The following is a 19,945-nucleotide window of genomic DNA, read 5'->3' on the forward strand; positions in this document are numbered from 1 at the left end:
TCTGCACATAACTATGAAATTGATTTTCCGAAAGGTGTAAAAGCCAAGTTCATTAATTTAAAATGTTGGCGACCAAATGGAATTCCGATAATGGTTATGCAGAATAAAACCCCGAAGAGTAAGTGTGTTAGTGCGATCCAAATTCCACCGCTAAAAATCCAAATTATATTCATCAAAGTTGATAAGCAACCGGTATTTGATGATTTGTCTGTAATCTTTACGCCAAAAGGAGCAAGGCCAACAATGGCGAATTTAAAGCATTGTATGCCAAATGGAATGCCGATTATGGTTAGGCAAAGTATTAAACCACCAATAATATATTCGAAAAAAATAAATATTCCGCCGAAAACGATCCAAATTATGTTGCCTATAAAATTCATTTAAAGTTTTATTTGTAAGATGAATTTACAGCTGTTTTGTTACGGAGTAGATGATAATGATTTTTCGCAATCGGGCATGGCTGATCTTATTATTTCAATAGAAAAGTTGTCCTTGCGAGGAGGCTTTTTCAGCCGACGAAGCAATCTATTTAGCGATAAAGGTTGCTTCGTCGTACCTCCTCGCAAGGACGGCCGCCGGGAATGGTCGCCCAATAAAAGTTCGTCCGTGCGCAAGCTTTTCAAAAACAACTTAAATAAAATCTAACGTGTCAAACCTTTTGTTCAAAATATCTTTATTGTTTACATCCAGCCACTTATCTAAAATCGTACCGTAAATTTCTCTAAAATCTACTTGATATTTTAAATCTCCGCTATCCAAATCACTTAAATTTGGCGCGTTATTGAAGATTCCTTTTTTCTTTAATCGGCCACCAAATAAAAACATATTATTTGCCGTTCCATGGTCGGTACCATTGCTTGCGTTTTGTTCAACCCTGCGTCCAAATTCAGAGAAAGTTATCACCAAAGTATCATCTAGCTTATTATTATGCTTTAAGTCTTTTACGAAAGCAGCAATGCCTTCACTGTATTGTTTAAGCAAGTTACCTTGTTGTTGGGTTTGGTTAACATGTGTATCAAATCCACTTAAAGAAACATAATAAACCCTAGTTTTTAACCCAGAAGAAATGAATTTCGAAACCGTTTTTAATTGATTTGCGAAGTTAGAGGTTGGATATTGGGCAGTTGACTGATAAATTTTGGAGGTATTTTGGATATAACTTGCCGATGATGAAGTTTCGATCATGGTTTTATACAGATAGCCCAAATTATCTTCATCCAAATGCTCTTTGTCATGCTGAAGCATAGCTTTAAAAAACGGGTCGTTCGTATTTCTGTATAAAGCAGCAGGGTCTTTTAAGGCAATACCCTTTTTAGTCGCACCCTTTAGTGCCAACGATAACGAATCAGCAACCTCAATTGCAGTGTACGGATATTTACAAGTTTGGCAATTGCTATCTAAATATCTACCAATCCAACCGGTTGATAAAAATTGGTTACTATCACTTCCTGTCTGCCAAATGTCCATCGATCGGAAATGAGAGCGGTCTGGATTTGGATAGCCAACATCGTTAATTACAGTCATCCAACCTTGATCGTAAATTTCTTGTAACGCTGCCATATTTGGGTTCAAGCCCTGCATATCGTTCAGCTTAATCACCTCTTGTGGCTTAATAGCTATCCCTTTTCTCTTTTGGTAATAGATATCATTCCCGAAAGGAACTACGGTATTTAACCCATCATTACCACCCGATAATTGTACTACAACTAAGTTTTTATACAAACTAAGCTCATCCAACGCCATAGCTTCAAGTGGTTTCATAAAGGCGGGTACAAAAAAAGCTCCTGCAGCAACAAAACCTGTATTTCTTAAAAATTTTCTTCTGTCCATGATGTAAATTTTAACAAAGTTGATATTCGGGCATGCTTGTAACTTCGACCGCCGTGCTCCGCAAGCCTTTATTGTTCGCAATCATGGCGCTAATTTTATCATTCAGCTTTGGCTGGAGTATAAACTGCGCCAACTGTAATGGTTTTATATCTTTAGGGAAAGTGGATAAAAATTTAGGCCAATCTGCTTTCGCATTTACATAAGATTTGGTAGTATTCTGTTTCGTAGTTCTATTTAGAGCGATAATTGCTTCATCTTCTGGATCGGCTTTGCCACTAAAATCTATTTCACCATCGTTTAAAACCATTGAAGGAATGCGCATCCGTAACATCAGTGATGAACTATCTATCCAGCTTCTTCCACCGGGCCAACCGGCAACATTAGGTGGGTTAAATAAGTATTGGCCTAAGCTGCTTTGCAATTGAATGAGCAATTGTGGCCTGTTATACGTAACATAAAATCCGCTACTTAAGCCTACAATAAATTCAGCAGGCGATTTTATTTTATTGCCAACGTTCTCTTCATTGTAAAACCAAGGCGCAGTAAATACTTTTTTCATAAGCGAAGCGATATCGTATTTACTGTTGTAAAAGTGGGTAGCCAATTCGTTAACATTAGTTTCGTTAACATTATCGTTTACAAAAAATTTATAAACTTTTGTAGCAATAAAAGTTGCTGTTTTAGGGTTTTCTAAAATAATATCGATGATTTTTTCGCCATCGAAGTCGCCAGTTTTACCGAAAAATGTTTTTGTGTCATCATCATGTTGGTTAATTCTAAAAACGAATTCACCATCTTTATCAAACGACCAACCTGTAAATGCACGTGCTGATTCTTTAATGTCGTGTTCAGAATAATTTCCTCTACCTAAAGTAAATAACTCCATCAATTCACGGGCAAAATTTTCGTTAGGCTTACCTTTTTTATTCTGCTGATTACTTAAATATTGTAACATGGCTGGCGATTTTGATACTTCCATTAGGAGTTTTTTAAAGCTGCCTAAGCCGTGTTCTCTTTGTATATTGTTAAGCTGTTGCGCAAAAAATGGCACTCTACTTCTGCAAGCAAAATGACCGTGCCAAAATAGCGTCATTTTCTCTCTAAAAGGAGAATCGGTATTAATCATTCGCTCTACCCAAGCAATATTTAGATCTCTACTTTTTTCATTTTCCATTCTGATAAGATCTTTTCTCATCATCTTTTGGTCGTCGTTGAGCTCGCCTCGTTTGGCGTAAATTGTTGCGCGTTGCAAAACAGAATCTCTATATTCTCCGTTGGTTATTAAAGTTAAACGATCAGACTTTTCGGCCTGGTTTACCAAATTATTTACAACTTTATCTAAATTTGTACGACTTAAATTTTGTAATTCACGATATGAAATGCCAAAACCCGCACGGTTGTAAAGGTGTTTTATGTTGAGGAAATTAGCTACTGCGCTCATAGTTTTCGACATTTTTTTTATAGATATGACCCAATTAAAAGAAAAGGGTTTAACGGTATTTTGTTGTTAATTTTGTTTTATGTTTTTTCAGTTGCTCGATCACGATATTTCATTTCCAAGCCCAACTTTAGCAGAAGAAGATGGTTTACTAGCAATTGGCGGAGATTTAAGCGTAGAGAGATTACTCTTGGCATACTCAAATGGAATATTCCCTTGGTTTAGCGAAGGTGAGCCAATTTTATGGTATGCGCCACATCAACGGTGCGTAATTTATCCCGATAGGATAACGATAAGCAAAAGCACTCAAAAATTAATAGATCGACAGGTTTTCCATATTACTTTTAATCAGGCGTTTGGAGAAGTGATACAGAAATGCGCTAAAATTAAGAGGTTGGGGCAGGATGGAACCTGGATAACCAATGAAATGCAAGAAGCGTATATCGAATTGCACCAGAAAGGATATGCCCATAGTATAGAGGTATGGCAAAACTCTGTTCTTGTGGGTGGCTTGTACGGCGTAAAAATTAATCGGATTTTTTGCGGCGAAAGTATGTTTAGCGAGGTTAGCAATGCTTCTAAAATAGCTTTGATTGCGCTAAGTAAGATGGATATTGATTTAATAGATTGCCAATTGCCTAACGATCATTTAATGAGTTTGGGTGCAGAAATGATTGGATATGATGAGTTTATCACTTTAATGAAAAATGATTAAATTATTCTTTTTTGCCCTTACAGCTAGTTTTAACGGTATCTAGGAATTACGCTTCGGCGATGAAGGTTTTTTTAACCCAAATCATCAGCAAAATAAGTCTCTTGCGTCATCAGTATTTCATCAGGAATTCTATTTTCCCTTTGTGCTTGAAGATCTTTCAGTGGGCAATAACCAGAAATTCCACGATATAATAAACCCGCACCAGCAGATGCACCCGCTAAAGCGATTATTGGATGATCGAATAAATTTGTAAGGCCTTTAAAAAGTAAATAACTGCCAGTAATGCCCGATAGCCATCTTTCTGAAGTAGAAATGTTTTCAAAAAGTTCAGGATATTGTAGTGCTTCTTTAATGTTATTTATTGCAGTATTAATTTCTTCGTTATTCATAACAGGTTATTTATATACAAATTCATAACAACCTAAATGGAAATGAGTTTTAGTTAATTCATTAATGCGTAAATATTTGTTATTGTAACGTATTTTTAAAAAATGTTTTAGAACTTTACGATTTGGATGGAAAACGTAAAGCTTTTACAGAAATATATGCCCGAGCAAGCGGCACCACTTATTGCTAAGTGGATTGATTACTTTCAGTGTGAGTTTAAAATTTCTAAAACGCGTATAACAAAACTGGGCGATTATCGGCATCCATATCAAAATAAAGGGCACAGAATTTCGGTTAATTTTAATTTAAACCATTATTCTTTTTTAGTTACAACCGTACATGAATTTGCACATTTATTAACGTGGAACGATTTTAAAAATAAAGTTAAGCCACATGGTAACGAGTGGAAAAAAAACTTTCAACGCATGATGGTTCCATTTTTTGATTTAGGTGTTTTTCCAGCCGATGTACATAAAGCAATTGATCATTATATGGCAAACCCTGCAGCATCTAGTTGCTCAGATTTGCATTTGGCAAGGGCGTTGAAGAAGTATGATGTTAATAAAATTGACACATTGCATTTAGAGCAGATACCCTTAAACACGATTTTTAAAATTAAAGATGGTAGGCGTTTTACAAAAGGCGAACGGATTAGAAAGCGCTATCGCTGTGTATGTTTGGATGATAAAAGGATTTATTTATTTAATCCGTTAGCGGAGGTTTTTGTGAATGAATTAAATTAGTGAAAGCGATTGCTAAAATCGAAGCAATTGATTAACTTCATGTTATGGAAAAAATTTTTGATAGAATCTACATTGATAATGATATTTGCAACGGGAAGCCCATTATTGGAGGCAAAAGAATTTCTGTTCAAACCATTATGGAATTTTTATCATCTGGAGAAACAAAGGATGAAATTCTAAAACAATACCCGTCGTTAGAAATTGAAGATATTGACGCATGTATGCAGTATGCAACTGAATTGATGAAGAATAGTTTTATTATTAAACAAGCCGTGGCTTAATGGGATTTAAGTTTCTTATTGACGTTAATTTACCTCGTTTTTTTTCATTGTGGGATAGTGCAGATTTTATACACCAGTTTGATTTAGGGGATGAATGGAATGATTCTGAAATTTGGAATTATGCCAAAGCGCATAATTTAACGATTATTACAAAGGATAGTGATTTTTCATCTCGAATTTTGCTGCATAATCCGCCACCAAAGGTGATTCATATTAAACTTGGAAACTTGAAAATGAATCAATTTTTTGAAGTGATTCATAGATTATGGCCAGAGATTATCGAAATTAATAATGAGTACAAATTGATCAACGTATTTAAGGACAGAATTGAAGGAGTCAGATAAACCTAAACTCATCTCCATCAAACAACCCTTTATCGCTTAACTTTAAATGTGGAATTACGAGCAAAGCCATGAAGGAAAGCGTCATAAATGGTGCAATTAACGTTGAACCCAATTGTTTCGCAAACTGATCTATTGATGTATAACTTTTTGCAACTTCGTAACCATTTTTGTTACTCATTAAACCAGCAACAGGTAGTGGCAAAACTTCTTTCTTGCCGTTGCCAATAGCCGCTACGCCACCAGTTGATGCGATGACCAAATTTACAGCTTCGCAAATGCTTTTATCATCAACGCCAACTGCAATAATATTATGGCTATCATGTGCTACACTAGATGCAATTGCACAATGTTTAAGGTTGAAATTTTTTACAAAAGAAACTGCAATGGGCGCATTGTGATAACGGTTTACCACAACTATTTTCAACACATCATTTTCTAAATCGCTTACTAAATTTCCATTTTCAACTTTCGGCGTTTTAAATAATTTATTGGTAATCAATTGGCCATCTAAAGCTTCAATCACAGCAATTTCATGCTCATTATTATATGGATAGACAAAATCATCGTCCGTTTTAAAATCGCAGTCGAACTGATTTACTACATCTTTTTCATCAACGGGTTTTACCCAATCGCCTACAATATTTCCATTTTGGGCAAGCAAAACGCCATTAATATAGGTTTGGTTAACTTTGAAATCTATTAGGTCTTCTGTTATAATAAAATCGGCATAATCGCCAATTTTTAGCGTGCCAACATCTAGTTTATAATGGAGAATTGGATTTATGCAAGCGGCCTGCAATATTTTAAAAATATTTATTCCTTTAGTTACAGCCCTTGCACAAAGGTTATTAATGTGGTTTAATACTAAGCTATCGGGATGTTTATCGTCACTACAAAACATCATCCTTTCGGGCCATTCATTTAACAGATTTATCAATGCATCAAAGTTTTTTGCAGCACTTCCTTCTCGAATAAGAATTTTCATTCCACGTTGAAGTTTATCCAATGCTTCTTCTTCGGTAAAACATTCGTGATCGGTCGAAATTCCAGCATCTATATATTGTTGTACACTGTCTCCTCTTAAACCTGGCGCATGCCCATCAACAGGTTTACCCAGTTTGTGCGCCGAAGCAATTTTTTTTAATACTTCTTCATCTTTAAATAAAACCCCCGGAAAATTCATCATTTCACTCAAGTATTTTATTTCCGGTCGTTTTAAAAGTGCTTCAACATCTTTGTGGTTTAATTCAGCTCCTGCGGTTTCGAATATAGTTGCAGGCACGCAACTTGGCGCGCCGAAATAAAATTTAAAAGGAACAGTTTTTCCGTTATCCAGCATAAATTCTACACCTTCTATACCACATACATTTGCAATTTCATGCGGATCGCTAACCGTTGCAACCGTACCATGCACAACAGCAAGTCTTGCAAATTCACTGGGAATAAGCATACTGCTTTCAATATGAACATGACTATCAATAAAACCCGGCATAATAAAGTTTACGCCATCTTTTTGTGTCGCTATTTCGATGATAGATTTTATTTTTCCATCCTGCACATCAACTTCGCCAAAAAAAATATTTTGCTTTGCAATATCAACGATGTTGCCTTTAACCTTGAAATTGCTCATTTTTTGATTTAGTTTTTTAATTGCTCAAATGTTTAAATCTATATATTACACCCAAGCAATTTAATCAGTTTTGCTGTTCACTCGAGAGTTAATATTTCAATAATTTATCAACTGTTTGTGCCAATCTAGAATTTGCTAAAAAATCTTGTTCTAATATTTTATTCATCGGGATTGCCGAATCTAAACTTGCACATCGCATAACGGGTGCATCTAGGTATTGGAAACAATGTTCGCCAATCCAAGCAGAGATTTCTGCACCAAAACCGCTTGTTAAAGTATCTTCGTGCAAAATTATAACTCGGCCTGTGTGCTTAACAGCCGCTTCTACGGTTTCTTTATCCCAAGGTTGCAAAGTGCGTAAATCGATCAAAGTGGCGTTAATTTCAGGGTTATTTTTTAGATAATCTAAGGCCCAATGTACGCCCAACCCGTACGTGATAATGGAGAAGGAATTACCATTACTTAATTTAACTGCTTTGCCTATTGGCGTAGTGTAATAGCCATCGGGCACAAGCGCTGTTAAACTTCTGTATAAGTTTTTATGCTCGAAATATAATACCGGATTTGGATCTTCTATTGCTGCAAGCAACAATCCTTTTGCATCTACGGGGAAAGCCGGGTAAACAATTTTTAGTCCTGGGGTTTTAGTAAACCAAGCTTCGTTGCTTTGTGAATGAAATGGACCGGCACCACTTCCTACACCAGTTGGCATACGCACCACAACATCGGCTTTTTCACCCCATCGGTAATGGGTTTTGGCTAGGTTATTTACAATTTGGTTAAAGCCACAGGTTACAAAATCTGCAAATTGCATTTCCACAACAGCTTTATATCCGTTAATAGATAAGCCTAAACCCGCACCAACAATTGCCGATTCGCAAATTGGCGTATTACGTACTCGGCCTTTACTATATTTGGCTGTAAAACCATCGGTAATTTTAAAGGCACCACCATAATCTGCAATATCCTGGCCCATTAAAACCAAATTAGGATACTGTTGCATGGCCAAATCTAAACCATCCGTAATGGCATCTAAATATCTTTTATCGGTTGATAATTTGCTAGGTGCAATAACAGTTTGGGTGAAAGGAAAGTACATATCCGCTTCTTCCTGAGGGGAATTTGCTTCAGGTTCTTCTTCAGTAAAAGCTGCTTCAATTTCAAGCTCGATATCTCGTTTTATAGCAAGTTTTAAATCAATAACTTCATCAGACGTTATTACTTCTTGTTGAATTAGAAAAGCTTCGTAGTTTTTTAACGGGTCTTTTTCCTCCCACTCGTCAAATAGCACTTGCGGAACATATTTCGTGCCCGATGCCTCTTCGTGTCCGCGCATTCTAAAAGTTAAACACTCCAACAAAACTGGGCGGGGGGTTTTGCGAATGTCTTTGGTAATTCTATCAATGGTGTCATAAACCTCGAGTATGTTATTGCCATCTATTTGTATGCCTTCTATGCCATATCCAATGGCTTTATCTACTAAATCTTTACATTTAAACTGTTCGCTTTTTGGGGTCGATAGGCCGTATCCGTTATTTTCGATTAAGAAAATTACGGGCAAATTCCACACCGCTGCAACGTTAATAGCTTCGTGAAAATCTCCTTCACTTGTAGCGCCTTCGCCTGTAAAAACTAAGGTTGCATTTTGTTTTCCTTTTAATACATCAGCCAAAGCAATTCCATCAGCCAGCGCCATTTGTGGTCCTAAATGCGAAATCATGCCAATGATTTTATAATCTTGTGTGCCAAAATGGAATGAACGGTCTCTGCCTTTTGTAAAACCAGAAATTTTGCCCTGCCATTGTGCCATCAATTTTTTTAGTGGAATATCTCGAGCGGTAAAAACGCCTAAATTGCGGTGCATTGGTAAAATATATTCATCGCGCTGCATAGCTAAAGTACTGCCAACTGAAATTGCTTCTTGACCAATACCTGAAAACCATTTGCCAATTCTACCTTGACGTAGAAGTTTTAGCATTTTCTCTTCCACCATCCGTGGATAAAGTAATTTTTTATATAAATTCAGTAGGAATTTGTCGTCTTTATCGGTTCGGTTAAAATGCATTTGAAGTTTTTATTATGTTGCAGTTTTAAAGTTAATTTCTAAGCATCTAGCTTCTTTTTCAATTCTTCCCAGCGTTGTGCAAAAGATTTATCGGCAACTTTTGGCATTTCCCTATATTTACCCCAGCTTTTTTTAAAAAATGTTTTCAGCATAAAGTTTTTAAATTTTCCGCCAAAAAAGTCCATCCATTTACGTTTTTGCATCATTTTGCTAAACATTCCCCAACCAACTTCTTCTACTTTTCCATTTTTATGGTCAGCTGTTGCATCTCTCCGATTAAGTAAAAGCATTTTATGGATATCAATTTTAACCGGGCAAACTTCCGAGCATTTTCCGCATAGGGTAGAGGCATAGCTTAAATGTTTAAACTCTTCCATGCCTTGTAAGTGTGGCGTTATTACGGCGCCAATTGGGCCACTATAAGTTGTGTTATAAGTATGGCCACCAATGTTTTTATAAACTGGGCAAGCATTTAAACAAGCGCCACAGCGGATGCAGTATAAACCCTGTCTTTGCTCTTTTTGCGCCAATAAATTAGTTCTACCATTATCCAAAAGGATTACATACATTTCTTCTGGTCCATCGGTTTCATTAGGTTGGCGCGGGCCACTTAAAATAGAATTGTAAACCGTTAAATTTTGTCCGGTACCGTGAGAGGACAGTAGAGGCCAAAATAAGTCGAGATCGTTTATAGATGGAATAACTTTCTCTATACCAACAATGGCGATGTGAATTTTAGGAAAAGTGGTGCATAGTCTTGCATTTCCTTCATTTTCGGTTATGGCAATACTTCCTGTGTCGGCAATTAAAAAATTGCCACCACTTATTCCAATATCGGCTTTTAAATATTTTTCTCTAAGTAATTCTCTGGCTTTTTGAACCAATTGAGGAGGCGTTGCGTCAATTGGTGTTCCAAATCTTTCGTGAAACAATTTTGCAATATCAGTTGCACTCAAGTGCATTGCCGGCGTAACTATATGGTAAGGTTTTTGGCCCAATAGCTGAACAATATACTCGCCCAAATCACTTTCTAAAGATTCAATGCCGTGCTCGCCTAAAAACTCATTCAAATGAATTTCTTCGGTTGTCATTGATTTAGATTTGATTACTGTTTTGCCGTTATTTTTTTGAATGATGTTTAAAATTTCGCGCTGCGCTTCTTCCACATCATTAGCCCAAATTACTTTGCCACCTCTACGCTGAAAATTCGACTCAAACTCGGGTAAATATTTGTCGAGATTTTCAATCACACGCCATTTTATAACGTGTGCTTTTTTCTTTGATGCTTCAAGATTTTCGAATTTTGATAATCCACGTTCAACCGCAACATTGTATTTGCCGATATTGTAATTTATGGTTCTACGATGTGGTAAATCGAAAGCTTTTTCATCAGATTTCTCTAAAAATTCTTCAGCAGTTTTGATCATAGTCCAAATATAAGAATTTCTATTGCGGGCAAATAGTATTGTGCATAAAAAAGCCTCTTCAATTTTTGAAGAGGCTTAGTATTATTTTTTATCAACGACGGGTCGTTTAGCTCTATTGGCTAACTCCCAAGCGGTAAAGTAGGTGAGTTTAGCACGTTTCGTTAATAACTGGAAATTTATTTTACTTACTTCATCTCCAGGTCTGTGATAATCTTGTTGTAACATACCATCATAATAAAAAATGATTGGAATGTTGTGTTTTGCAAAATTGTAATGATCTGAACGGTAATAAATACGCTCTGGATCTTTCGGATCATCGTATTTAAAATCTAATTTCATTTTTGTATATGTGTTGTTTACCTGCTCACTTAGTTTCCCTAATTCGGTACTCAACATGTTAGATCCGATTGAATAAATATAATTTGCAGAGTCTGGCTTGCCCAAATATTCTTCGCCAATTCTACCTATCATATCGGTATTTAAGTTTGCTATGGTGTTCTCTAATGGAAATACAGGATGTTCAGAATACCATTCAGAACCCCATAATCCTTTTTCTTCTCCAATAACAGTCATAAATAGGATGCTTCTTTTAGGGCCTTTTCCAGCTTTTTTAGCATTCATAAATGCTTTTGCCATCAGTAAAACTCCAGTCGTTCCCGATCCATCATCATCTGCACCGTTATTAATTTTATCTGGTCCCTCAACATCAGGCGTAATGCCAATGTGGTCATAATGGCCTGTTAATACTAAAACTTCTTTTTTAAGTTTAGGATCAGAACCTTCTAAAAAACCCAATACATTTTCGCCACGTACAGACATTTCTGTTTTCATTGCACTTGCAGAAATTGCAACTTCTATATTTTGCGAAGCTGGTTTCATTGTTGACATTATTTTGCCTTGAACTGCATCAATTGATGTACCTGCGATTTTAAATATTTCGTTTGCAGTTGCGGTAGAAATTGAAATTGAAACAAAAGGGTGTTGCTTTTGCATTCTTTTCGTCGTCTCTTCATTTTTAACCATCACGTCGCTTTCTAAAAAACTTTCTTTGTAATGGTCAGTAATATTATCAATTTTTGGGTCGATTAAAATAACTGCTTTAGCCTTATTTTGTGTTAGATAAAATATTTTCCTACCCAGGGCCATTTTTGCCATTCTAGCATCCATTTTATCGGTAGCTTTTACTGTTGGATCACCATTTGCGAAAATCATCACAACTTTTCCTTCTACGTTAATTCCATCATAATCATTATAACCATCTTTCGATATGCCATAGCCAGCAAAAACAATATCGTTAGTATTAAAAGTAAAACCATTTAAACCTACTGCTGCCGTGCCGATAATAAAATCTTTGTTAGCTTCTTTCGGCTGTCCGTTTATAGTGAATAAACTTTGGCTTATCGCATAGTTAATTAAATCTACTTTTTGAAAATAACCTCCATCAACTGGACCTTTTAAACCGATAGATTTAAAGTAATCTCTAATATAATCGGCAGCCATCCAAGCCCCTTTTTTTCCGGTATCTCTACCTTCAAATTCATCAGATGCAAGTATTGATAAATGTTTATAAGCATCAGTTGGGTTTATTGCCTGGCTAAACTTAACAGCGTTTGCATTTTTTGGTAATTTATTTTGGGCAAAGCAACTTATGCTTAATAATGTTGCAACTCCTAGTGTTAAAATTCTTTTCTGCATAATTTTTTATTTAAAGCTCAATTAACAAGACATTTTATCAATCCTATTTTGGTGTCTTCCACCTTCAAAATCGGTGGTTAAAAAAGTTGTGGCAATTTCTTTTGCAACATATTCTGAAACAAACCTAGCAGGAATACACAAAATGTTTGCATCGTTGTGTTTGCGCACCAAAAGTGCGATGTCATTTTCCCAGCAAATTGCTGCTCTGATGTGCTGGTGCTTATTGGCTGTCATTGCCACACCATTTGCTGTACCACAAATTAAAATTCCGTAGTCAAATTCTTTGTTTTCTACAGCTAATGCAACAGGGTGTGCAAAATCTGGATAATCTACAGAATCTATCGAATGTGTTCCGAAATCTTGAAGATCAAATTCAGTTAAATAGGCTTTTAAAGCCTCCTTATATTCAAAGCCAGCGTGGTCTGAACCAATCGCTATTTTTATTTTCGTATTTGGCATTGTCAAATTTAAACAGAAATTTAAAATTTATTCGTAATGTTTTTGTTATGGCCTATTTGGCAAAAAATTCGGCTTCGGCTTTCAATTTTTTCTTCTCTATGTAACCAGATATAAAAATACTTAATTCATAAAGTAAAAATAATGGCGTTGCTACAATCATCATCGTCATAATATCTGGCGTTGGTGTAACAATTGCTGCAATAATTAAAATTACAATAATGGCGTATCTTCTACTTGCGCGCATAAATTTAGGTGTCATTATTCCAAATTTTGAAAGGATATAAATAACCACCGGTAATTCGAAAATTATGCCTGTACCTAATGTTAAAGTAGCTACCGATGATAGATAAGAATCTACTGTAAAAGTATTTTCAATTTCGGCACTTACCGTATAGCCTGTTAAAAAGTTAACCGAAAGCGGACAAACGATAAAGTAGCCAAACAATATTCCTAAGGCAAATAATGATGAAGCAAAGAAAACAAAACCACTTGCAGATTTACGTTCTTTTTCGTGCAGGGCAGGCTTAATAAAACGCCAAATTTCCCAAAGTAAGTATGGAATACCCATCACGATGCCCGCCATAACACAAGAGTTAAGTTGCAAATTAAATTGCCCGGCCATTTCTGTATTGATGATTTTACCATTTATTTTGGTAATACACATGTCTTTGCCAAGTGATGGAAAATTTTCAACTAGCTTACACATCATTCTGTATGTCCAGAAATCGGGTTTTTTGGGGCCGAAGATAATTTTATCTAAAAGTATATCGTAATAGTAAAATGCAATACTGGTAAAAATACCTATGGCTATAACCGCCCTTATTAAGTGCTTACGTAATACATCTAAATGATCGAAAAAGGACATTTCTGCCTCTAAGCTTTTGCCTTTATTTCCGATGGTTTTTAATAATGATTCTCTTTCTTTAGTGTCGCTCATGATTTGAAACAAAAATACCATTCTATTTGAATAGAATGGTATCTACGTGATAAATATATAAATAGTTTACCAATTATGAGAAAAAGGTAAAATACAATTTATAAACATGGTCTTTCTGGTAAAGGTTGAATTTTAAGTAGCCATTAATTGAGCTGAATTTCGAGGATAAATTCGTTTTAAATGATTGAGAATATCTTTTTTTGTGGTGAGATTATCGTAATTAATGAATATGTATTGTGTGGATATTTATTCTGTTTTTTTAATGATATATCTAAAGATTACTTTCGGCAAGAAAAAACCCATTCTATTTTACCAAAATGGGATTGTATTATTTTTAATTCTTGTTAAGATTACGCTACAAATTTAAAGGTTTCCATAAATTTTGTAGTCAAATTTCCTGCTGTAATTTTGAGCTATCTTTGGGTTATTAATAATGGCCTCGTAAAGAATAAATTTTTATAATTTGCTCAGTTTCTAAAATTTCATAAATAATCCTATGTTCTGAATTTATTCTTCTTGACCATTTTTCACTTAAATTGTATTTGAGTGCCTCAGGCTTTCCTATTCCCTCAAATGGAGATGCTAATATGCTTTTATAAGAGATTGAATTTTCTTTTGAATTGTTGCATTGCCAGATTTTCTTCAATATATCAAGTCATTTTCTGCCACCTCATCAAACGCTATTTCCATAAGTCGTCTATCTTTAACGTAATAAATTTTCCTTCTTTATAATTCTGCTCTGATTTTTTTATTTTCTTTACAAATTCAGGGTCATAAGGACTAATTTCTGCGCTTTTTATAAAGGATACATCTAAAGCTTTCAAAACAGCTTTTACAGCTAACAATTGTTTTTCGGTTTTTGGTTGAACGATTAATGATTCCATAATTAAATTTAGTTAAATTAATCGAAAATGTATATTTACAAAAAAATCCCATTCTGTTTTACCAAAATGGGATTGTATTATTTTTAATTCTTGTTAATATTACTCTACAAATTCAAAAGTTTCCATAAATTTTGTAGTGAAATTTCCTGCTCTAAAATTAGGATCTTTCATCAATTGTAAATGGAAAGGGATAGTTGTTTTTACGCCCTCGATTACAAATTCGCCCAAAGCACGTTCCATAGTACAAATAGCCTCTTCGCGGGTTTGTGCCACGCAAATTAGTTTTGCAATCATCGAATCGTAATTGGATGGAATTGAGTAGCCTGCATAAACATGTGTATCAACTCGAACGCCGTGGCCACCTGGAGAGTGAAAATTAGTTATTCTTCCCGGTGATGGGCGGAAATCTTTTGCAGGGTCTTCTGCATTGATGCGACATTCGATTGCATGCATTTTAGGAAAATAATTATTTCCCGATATCGGAATACCTGCTGCAACTTTAATTTGTTCTTTAATTAAATCGAAATTAATTACCTCTTCTGTAACCGGATGTTCCACTTGAATACGGGTATTCATTTCCATAAAATAGAAGTTGCGGTGTTTATCAACTAAAAACTCAATTGTACCAGCACCTTCATAGTTTACAGCAACAGCACCTTTAATTGCTGCTTCTCCCATTCTTACGCGAAGTTCATCCGTCATAAATGGAGAAGGAGATTCTTCTACTAATTTTTGGTGACGGCGTTGAATAGAGCAATCGCGTTCGGATAAATGGCAAGCTTTACCATATTGATCGCCAATAATTTGGATTTCAATGTGGCGAGGATCTTCAATATATTTTTCTAAATAAAGACCATCATTACCAAATGCTGCACCGGATTCTTGTCGAGCACTATCCCAAGCGTTTTCAAAATCTTCATCTTTCCAAACTACACGCATTCCACGGCCACCGCCACCGGCAGTTGCTTTAAGTATAATTGGGTAGCCCATATCATTGGCAATTGCAATGCCTTCTTTTACGCTGGTTAACAAACCCTCAGAACCAGGTATTGTAGGTACGCCAGCAATTTTCATGGTTTCTTTTGCCGAGGCTTTATCGCCCATGCCATTAATCTGCTCAGGCGTAGCACCAATAAATTTGATATTATACTCTCGGCAAATGTTAGAAAATTTAGCATTTTCTGATAAGAAACCGTAGCCTGGATGTATTGCGTCTGCATTGGTTAATTCTGCAGCCGATATAATATTTGGAATATTTAAATAAGAATCTTTACTAGGTGGCGGGCCGATACAAACTGCTTCATCAGCAAAACGTACGTGTAAACTTTCACGATCTGCTGTTGAATAAACTGCAACAGTTTTAATGCCCATTTCCTTACAGGTACGGATAATACGCAAAGCGATTTCGCCCCTGTTGGCAATTAGTATTTTTTTAAACATAATTTTTAGTTTATCGTCACCCTGAATTTAGTTCAGGGTCTTTTAACAATTAAGATGCTGAACTAAATTCAGCATGACGGGTTCTAAATAGGTTCTACTAAAAATAAAGGTTGATCGTATTCTACTGGCGATGCATTATCAACCAATATTTTAACGATTCGTCCAGAAACTTCACTTTCAATTTCGTTGAAAAGTTTCATGGCCTCGATGATACAAATTACCTTGCCTACACCAATTTCATCGCCAACGTTTACAAACAAAGGTTTATCTGGACTAGATGAACGGTAAAAAGTGCCGATCATTGGAGATTTAATGGTAATGTATTTTGAAGTATCTTCAGCAACCGGAACCGCAGGTGTTGTTGGATCTGGAGCGGTTGGTGCAGTAGCAACCGGTATTGCAGCCTGTACGAGTGGTGCTTGTGGTAGGGCAGCATGTACAATTGTTGGCGCTTGATTTGTTTTAATGGTAATCTTGAAGTTTTCTTGTTCAATAGCAACTTCATTCACGCCAGAACGAGAAACAAATTTAATAAGTTCTTGTATTTGTTTTATATCCATTTTTTAAGCTTGTTATGTAACAAATAGTGTTATAGAATTAACTAAGTTATACTTTTTTTATTTTATTTATCTAGTTTTTTAGTTTTTTGGGCTTGCAATCTTACTAAACACCCGACCAACCAAAAAATCAATGCCAAGGGCAACCCTTTGGGATTAACTATTGTATGCCCATTTTAGGTAAATCGATCCCCAGGTAAAACCGCCACCAAAGGCTGCCAACACAATATTGTCGCCTTTTTTTAACCTACTTTCCCATTCCCATAAACATAGCGGGATTGTTCCGTTGGTGGTATTTCCATATTTTTCAATATTGATCATCACTTTATCGGTGGTTACACCCATTCGATTTGCAGTAGCATCAATTATACGTTTATTGGCTTGGTGTGGAACTAACCAGGCAACATCATCGGCTGTAAGGCTATTGCGCTCCATAATTTCTGCAGCAACATCTGCCATATTGGTTACAGCAAATTTGAAAACTGTTGGCCCTTCTTGGTGTGCATAATGTAATTTAGCATCAATACTTTCATGTGTTGCAGGCGTAACAGATCCGCCTGCTTTCATACCTAAAAAATCCCTGCCAGAACCATCAGTTCTTAAAATAGAATCGATTATACCTAAGCCTTCTTCGTTGGGTTCTAATAAAGCGCAACCACAACCATCGCCAAAAATAATACAGGTAGTTCGGTCTGCATAATTAATGATAGATGACATTTTATCACCACCTACAACCAAAACTTTTTTGTGTCTTCCGGCTTCAATAAAAGATGCACCAGTAGAAAGGCCGAAAAGAAAACCGGAACACGCTGCTTGCAAATCGTAACCCCAAGCATTTGTTGCACCAATTTTATCAGCCAAAACATTTGCCGTAGCAGGAAAAGTAAAATCAGGTGTTGTGGTGCAGAAAATAATTAATTCTATCTCAGTTGCATCAATTCCCCTTTTTTTAAGCAAACCGTTAACAGCATGAACTGCCATATCCGAAGTGCCTAATCCTTCACCCTTTAATATTCTACGCTCTTTAATTCCAGTTCTACTGGTAATCCATTCATCCGAAGTCTCAACTATGGTTTCTAATTCTGTATTGGTTAATACATAATCGGGAACATAACCATTTACTGCCGTAATAGCAGCGTGAATTTTACTCATTTTAATAAATTATTTAAATGCGACTCTAATTTTCTCAATCAAACCGGTTGTAATCATTTCTCGTGATTGCAGTACCATGTTTTTTACTGCAGTGGGGCTGGATATGCCGTGACCGATAACTACTGGCGCATTAACACCTAAAACAGGACTGCCACCATATTGCTCGTAATTAAAACGATCGAAAAACTCATCTTTTAATCCTTTTTTAATGGTTAAAACATAAAAAGATTCAGCTAATTTAAGCATAATGTTCCCAGTAAAACCATCGCAAACAATTACGTCGGTTTTATCATTAAATAAATCTCTGCCTTCTACATTGCCCACAAAATTGAATAATTTTGTTTCTTTCATAAGTGGAAAAGTAGCCATGCTAAGCATATTACCTTTCTCATCTTCTTCGCCAATATTTATTAGCGCAACTTTAGGATTGTTAATCTGCAGCATGTTTTCTGCATACAAACTTCCTAAAATGCCAAATTGCAATAAAAATTCGGGTTTACAATCTGCATTTGCACCTACATCTAATAGTAAGCCTGTGCCGCCATTAGTTTTTGGAAGAATGGTGCATAAGCAAGGGCGAAGAATGCCGGGAATGGTTTTAACGCTAAATACAGCACCAACTAGCATTGCGCCAGAATTTCCAGCGCTTGCGAAAGAATCAATCTTACCTTCTTTTAAAAGGTTAAAACCAACCGCAATGCTCGAATTTGGTTTCTGAACAATTGCTTTTGTGGGATGTTCGCCCATACCAATCACCTCATCAGTATGAACGTATTCAAAATGATCTGGATTAAAACCTTCTTCAGTTAGAATTGGCTTAATCAGTTCGGTATCGCCGATGAGGACTAAATGTTCTCCAGCGTTTAGCGATTGATGAGCTGCTATCGCTCCCAAAACAATTGCTTTGGGAGCGTAGTCTCCGCCCATTATGTCGAGTCCTATTTTCATAGAAAAAATCTGTTTGTGTTAAGTTAGGGATGCCTAAATATCCAGCTGACTAAGGTATGACTAAAGTGGCTGAAAACACAAACAATTTTTTACAAAAATTACCCGATTTGAGTATTTTCTATAACCAACTTACCATTATAGTAAAGGTTACCATCTACATTATAAGCACGGTGAGGTACATGGATAGCACCGGTTGCCGAGCATGTTGCGAAAGAAGGCATCTCCGCTTTGTAGTGAGTTCTTCTTTTATTTCTTCTCTGTTTCGAGATTTTCCGTTTTGGATGTGCCATTGGTTTATAATCTAATTATTTTTTTAACTTATTAAGTGCTTCCCAACGTGGGTCGCTATTTTGTTCATTTTCTTCTTGCTTATCAGCTGATAATTGATCTAAACGCTCAATCATCTCCTGGTCGCAATCTTTGTTTGCCTGTTCGCAGTTCTTAATATAAGGTACTGCTACGTTAATTATTTCGTATAACGGACCGGCTAGGTCTATTGCCGTTTCCTTACGGCTTAGCGAAATAATTTCTTCATCATCACTCTCCATTTCGGCCTCTGCAAATTTTACAATCTGTCTTTCATACAAATTAATTGGTAATGAAAATTCAGCTAAACATTTATCGCAGTTTAAATTTACAGTGCCAATTATTTTAAATTTTAAAAGCATCATGGTTTCTTGTTTCTCAAGTTCCAGGTAAACTTTTAATTTTCCACTTTTTATTAACGAGTACTCAAATGCATTAAAAAAAGTGTCATCTAGCTCATATTCAAACTGATGAGTGCCTAATTTTAAGCCTGTAAACGGTAACGAAAATTGTTTTAAGTTGTTCAACGTACTGTAAAATTTTAGCCTGCAAATGTAGGGATAAATAAATTAGATTAAAAGTATTTTTTGAATTATTAAACCTTTTAAAATCTCGGGTCGATATTGTTTATGCCTAATTGCATTGGCGAATTAAATTGATTGGTGTTTTGCAACTATCAAAATGCTTTTATAAAATAAATTTATTTT

General features: G+C 35.7%; 22 protein-coding genes. 4 read left to right on the plus strand and 18 right to left on the minus strand.

Going from position 1 to position 19,945, the window contains the following annotated elements; genetic code table 11:
* Positions 1–11: 11 nt before the first annotated feature.
* From EZJ43_RS01415 to EZJ43_RS01425, 3 genes are all read right to left on the minus strand, one after another.
* The gene (locus tag EZJ43_RS01415; protein WP_133260868.1) at positions 12–380 is read right to left on the minus strand and encodes a YccF domain-containing protein; all 369 of its coding nucleotides are present in this window, start codon (positions 378–380) and stop codon (positions 12–14) included.
* A gap of 250 nt (positions 381–630) precedes the next feature.
* Positions 631–1,830 carry a DUF1501 domain-containing protein gene (locus EZJ43_RS01420; protein ID WP_133260869.1) on the minus strand — a complete coding sequence of 400 codons (1,200 nt, stop codon included), beginning with the start codon at positions 1,828–1,830 and terminating at the stop codon, positions 631–633.
* Between the two features lie 10 nt (positions 1,831–1,840).
* Positions 1,841–3,283 carry a DUF1800 domain-containing protein gene (locus EZJ43_RS01425; protein ID WP_243718016.1) on the minus strand — a complete coding sequence of 481 codons (1,443 nt, stop codon included), beginning with the start codon at positions 3,281–3,283 and terminating at the stop codon, positions 1,841–1,843.
* A gap of 67 nt (positions 3,284–3,350) precedes the next feature.
* On the opposite strand from EZJ43_RS01425, the gene aat reads away from it, so the two are divergent.
* The gene (aat, locus tag EZJ43_RS01430) at positions 3,351–3,983 is read left to right on the plus strand and encodes a leucyl/phenylalanyl-tRNA--protein transferase (protein WP_133260870.1); all 633 of its coding nucleotides are present in this window, start codon (positions 3,351–3,353) and stop codon (positions 3,981–3,983) included.
* A 71-nt stretch (positions 3,984–4,054) separates the two neighbouring features.
* On the opposite strand, the gene EZJ43_RS01435 is transcribed toward aat, so the two are convergent.
* Complete coding sequence (locus EZJ43_RS01435) at positions 4,055–4,372, minus strand: YgaP-like transmembrane domain (RefSeq protein WP_133260871.1); 318 nt, start codon at positions 4,370–4,372, stop codon at positions 4,055–4,057.
* Positions 4,373–4,498: 126 nt separating this feature from the next.
* Here EZJ43_RS01435 and EZJ43_RS01440 point away from each other — a divergent pair, with 126 nt between their 5' ends.
* Genes EZJ43_RS01440 through EZJ43_RS01450 form a run of 3 tightly spaced genes read left to right on the plus strand, consistent with a single transcriptional unit; the run spans position 4,499 to position 5,738 of the window.
* Complete coding sequence (locus EZJ43_RS01440; protein ID WP_133260872.1) at positions 4,499–5,113, plus strand: SprT-like domain-containing protein; 615 nt, start codon at positions 4,499–4,501, stop codon at positions 5,111–5,113.
* A gap of 44 nt (positions 5,114–5,157) precedes the next feature.
* Positions 5,158–5,394, plus strand: coding sequence for a DUF433 domain-containing protein (locus tag EZJ43_RS01445; protein ID WP_133260873.1), 237 nt, complete (start codon positions 5,158–5,160; stop codon positions 5,392–5,394).
* Positions 5,394–5,738, plus strand: coding sequence for a DUF5615 family PIN-like protein (locus EZJ43_RS01450; RefSeq protein ID WP_133260874.1), 345 nt, complete (start codon positions 5,394–5,396; stop codon positions 5,736–5,738). The genes EZJ43_RS01445 and EZJ43_RS01450 overlap by 1 nt, the downstream gene beginning before the upstream one ends.
* Here EZJ43_RS01450 and ade read toward each other — a convergent pair.
* From ade to EZJ43_RS01520, 14 genes are all read right to left on the minus strand, one after another.
* On the minus strand, positions 5,731–7,368 hold the full coding sequence (ade, locus tag EZJ43_RS01455; RefSeq protein WP_133260875.1) for an adenine deaminase: 1,638 nt from the start codon (positions 7,366–7,368) through the stop codon (positions 5,731–5,733). The genes EZJ43_RS01450 and ade overlap by 8 nt on opposite strands.
* An 88-nt stretch (positions 7,369–7,456) precedes the next feature.
* Positions 7,457–9,433, minus strand: coding sequence for an alpha-ketoacid dehydrogenase subunit alpha/beta (locus EZJ43_RS01460; protein ID WP_133260876.1), 1,977 nt, complete (start codon positions 9,431–9,433; stop codon positions 7,457–7,459).
* 38 nt (positions 9,434–9,471) lie between these two features.
* Positions 9,472–10,860: a LutB/LldF family L-lactate oxidation iron-sulfur protein gene (locus EZJ43_RS01465; protein WP_133260877.1), complete on the minus strand. Its 1,389-nt coding sequence runs from the start codon at positions 10,858–10,860 to the stop codon at positions 9,472–9,474.
* 81 nt (positions 10,861–10,941) lie between these two features.
* Positions 10,942–12,555, minus strand: a complete 1,614-nt coding sequence (locus tag EZJ43_RS01470) for a M28 family peptidase (RefSeq protein WP_133260878.1) — start codon at positions 12,553–12,555, stop codon at positions 10,942–10,944.
* 21 nt (positions 12,556–12,576) lie between these two features.
* A complete protein-coding gene (gene rpiB, locus EZJ43_RS01475) occupies positions 12,577–13,014 on the minus strand; it encodes a ribose 5-phosphate isomerase B (RefSeq protein WP_133260879.1) in 438 nt (145 codons plus the stop codon).
* Positions 13,015–13,066: 52 nt separating this feature from the next.
* Positions 13,067–13,951, minus strand: coding sequence for a twin-arginine translocase subunit TatC (tatC, locus tag EZJ43_RS01480; protein WP_133260880.1), 885 nt, complete (start codon positions 13,949–13,951; stop codon positions 13,067–13,069).
* A gap of 427 nt (positions 13,952–14,378) precedes the next feature.
* Positions 14,379–14,597, minus strand: a complete 219-nt coding sequence (locus EZJ43_RS01485) for a Txe/YoeB family addiction module toxin (protein ID WP_243718017.1) — start codon at positions 14,595–14,597, stop codon at positions 14,379–14,381.
* 34 nt (positions 14,598–14,631) lie between these two features.
* On the minus strand, positions 14,632–14,835 hold the full coding sequence (locus tag EZJ43_RS01490) for a DUF2683 family protein (protein ID WP_133260881.1): 204 nt from the start codon (positions 14,833–14,835) through the stop codon (positions 14,632–14,634).
* 99 nt (positions 14,836–14,934) lie between these two features.
* Positions 14,935–16,275, minus strand: coding sequence for an acetyl-CoA carboxylase biotin carboxylase subunit (accC, locus tag EZJ43_RS01495; RefSeq protein WP_133260882.1), 1,341 nt, complete (start codon positions 16,273–16,275; stop codon positions 14,935–14,937).
* An 83-nt stretch (positions 16,276–16,358) separates the two neighbouring features.
* Positions 16,359–16,835, minus strand: coding sequence for an acetyl-CoA carboxylase biotin carboxyl carrier protein (gene accB / locus EZJ43_RS01500; protein ID WP_133260883.1), 477 nt, complete (start codon positions 16,833–16,835; stop codon positions 16,359–16,361).
* 153 nt (positions 16,836–16,988) lie between these two features.
* On the minus strand, positions 16,989–17,984 hold the full coding sequence (locus EZJ43_RS01505) for a beta-ketoacyl-ACP synthase III (RefSeq protein ID WP_133260884.1): 996 nt from the start codon (positions 17,982–17,984) through the stop codon (positions 16,989–16,991).
* A gap of 9 nt (positions 17,985–17,993) precedes the next feature.
* A complete protein-coding gene (gene plsX, locus EZJ43_RS01510) occupies positions 17,994–18,932 on the minus strand; it encodes a phosphate acyltransferase PlsX (protein ID WP_133260885.1) in 939 nt (312 codons plus the stop codon).
* 98 nt (positions 18,933–19,030) lie between these two features.
* Complete coding sequence (rpmF, locus tag EZJ43_RS01515) at positions 19,031–19,222, minus strand: 50S ribosomal protein L32 (protein ID WP_133260886.1); 192 nt, start codon at positions 19,220–19,222, stop codon at positions 19,031–19,033.
* A 15-nt stretch (positions 19,223–19,237) separates the two neighbouring features.
* Positions 19,238–19,765, minus strand: a complete 528-nt coding sequence (locus tag EZJ43_RS01520) for a YceD family protein (protein WP_133260887.1) — start codon at positions 19,763–19,765, stop codon at positions 19,238–19,240.
* Positions 19,766–19,945: the final 180 nt, after the last annotated feature.

The organism is Pedobacter changchengzhani, from assembly GCF_004354365.1.
In the GTDB taxonomy this organism is placed as follows: domain Bacteria; phylum Bacteroidota; class Bacteroidia; order Sphingobacteriales; family Sphingobacteriaceae; genus Pedobacter; species Pedobacter changchengzhani.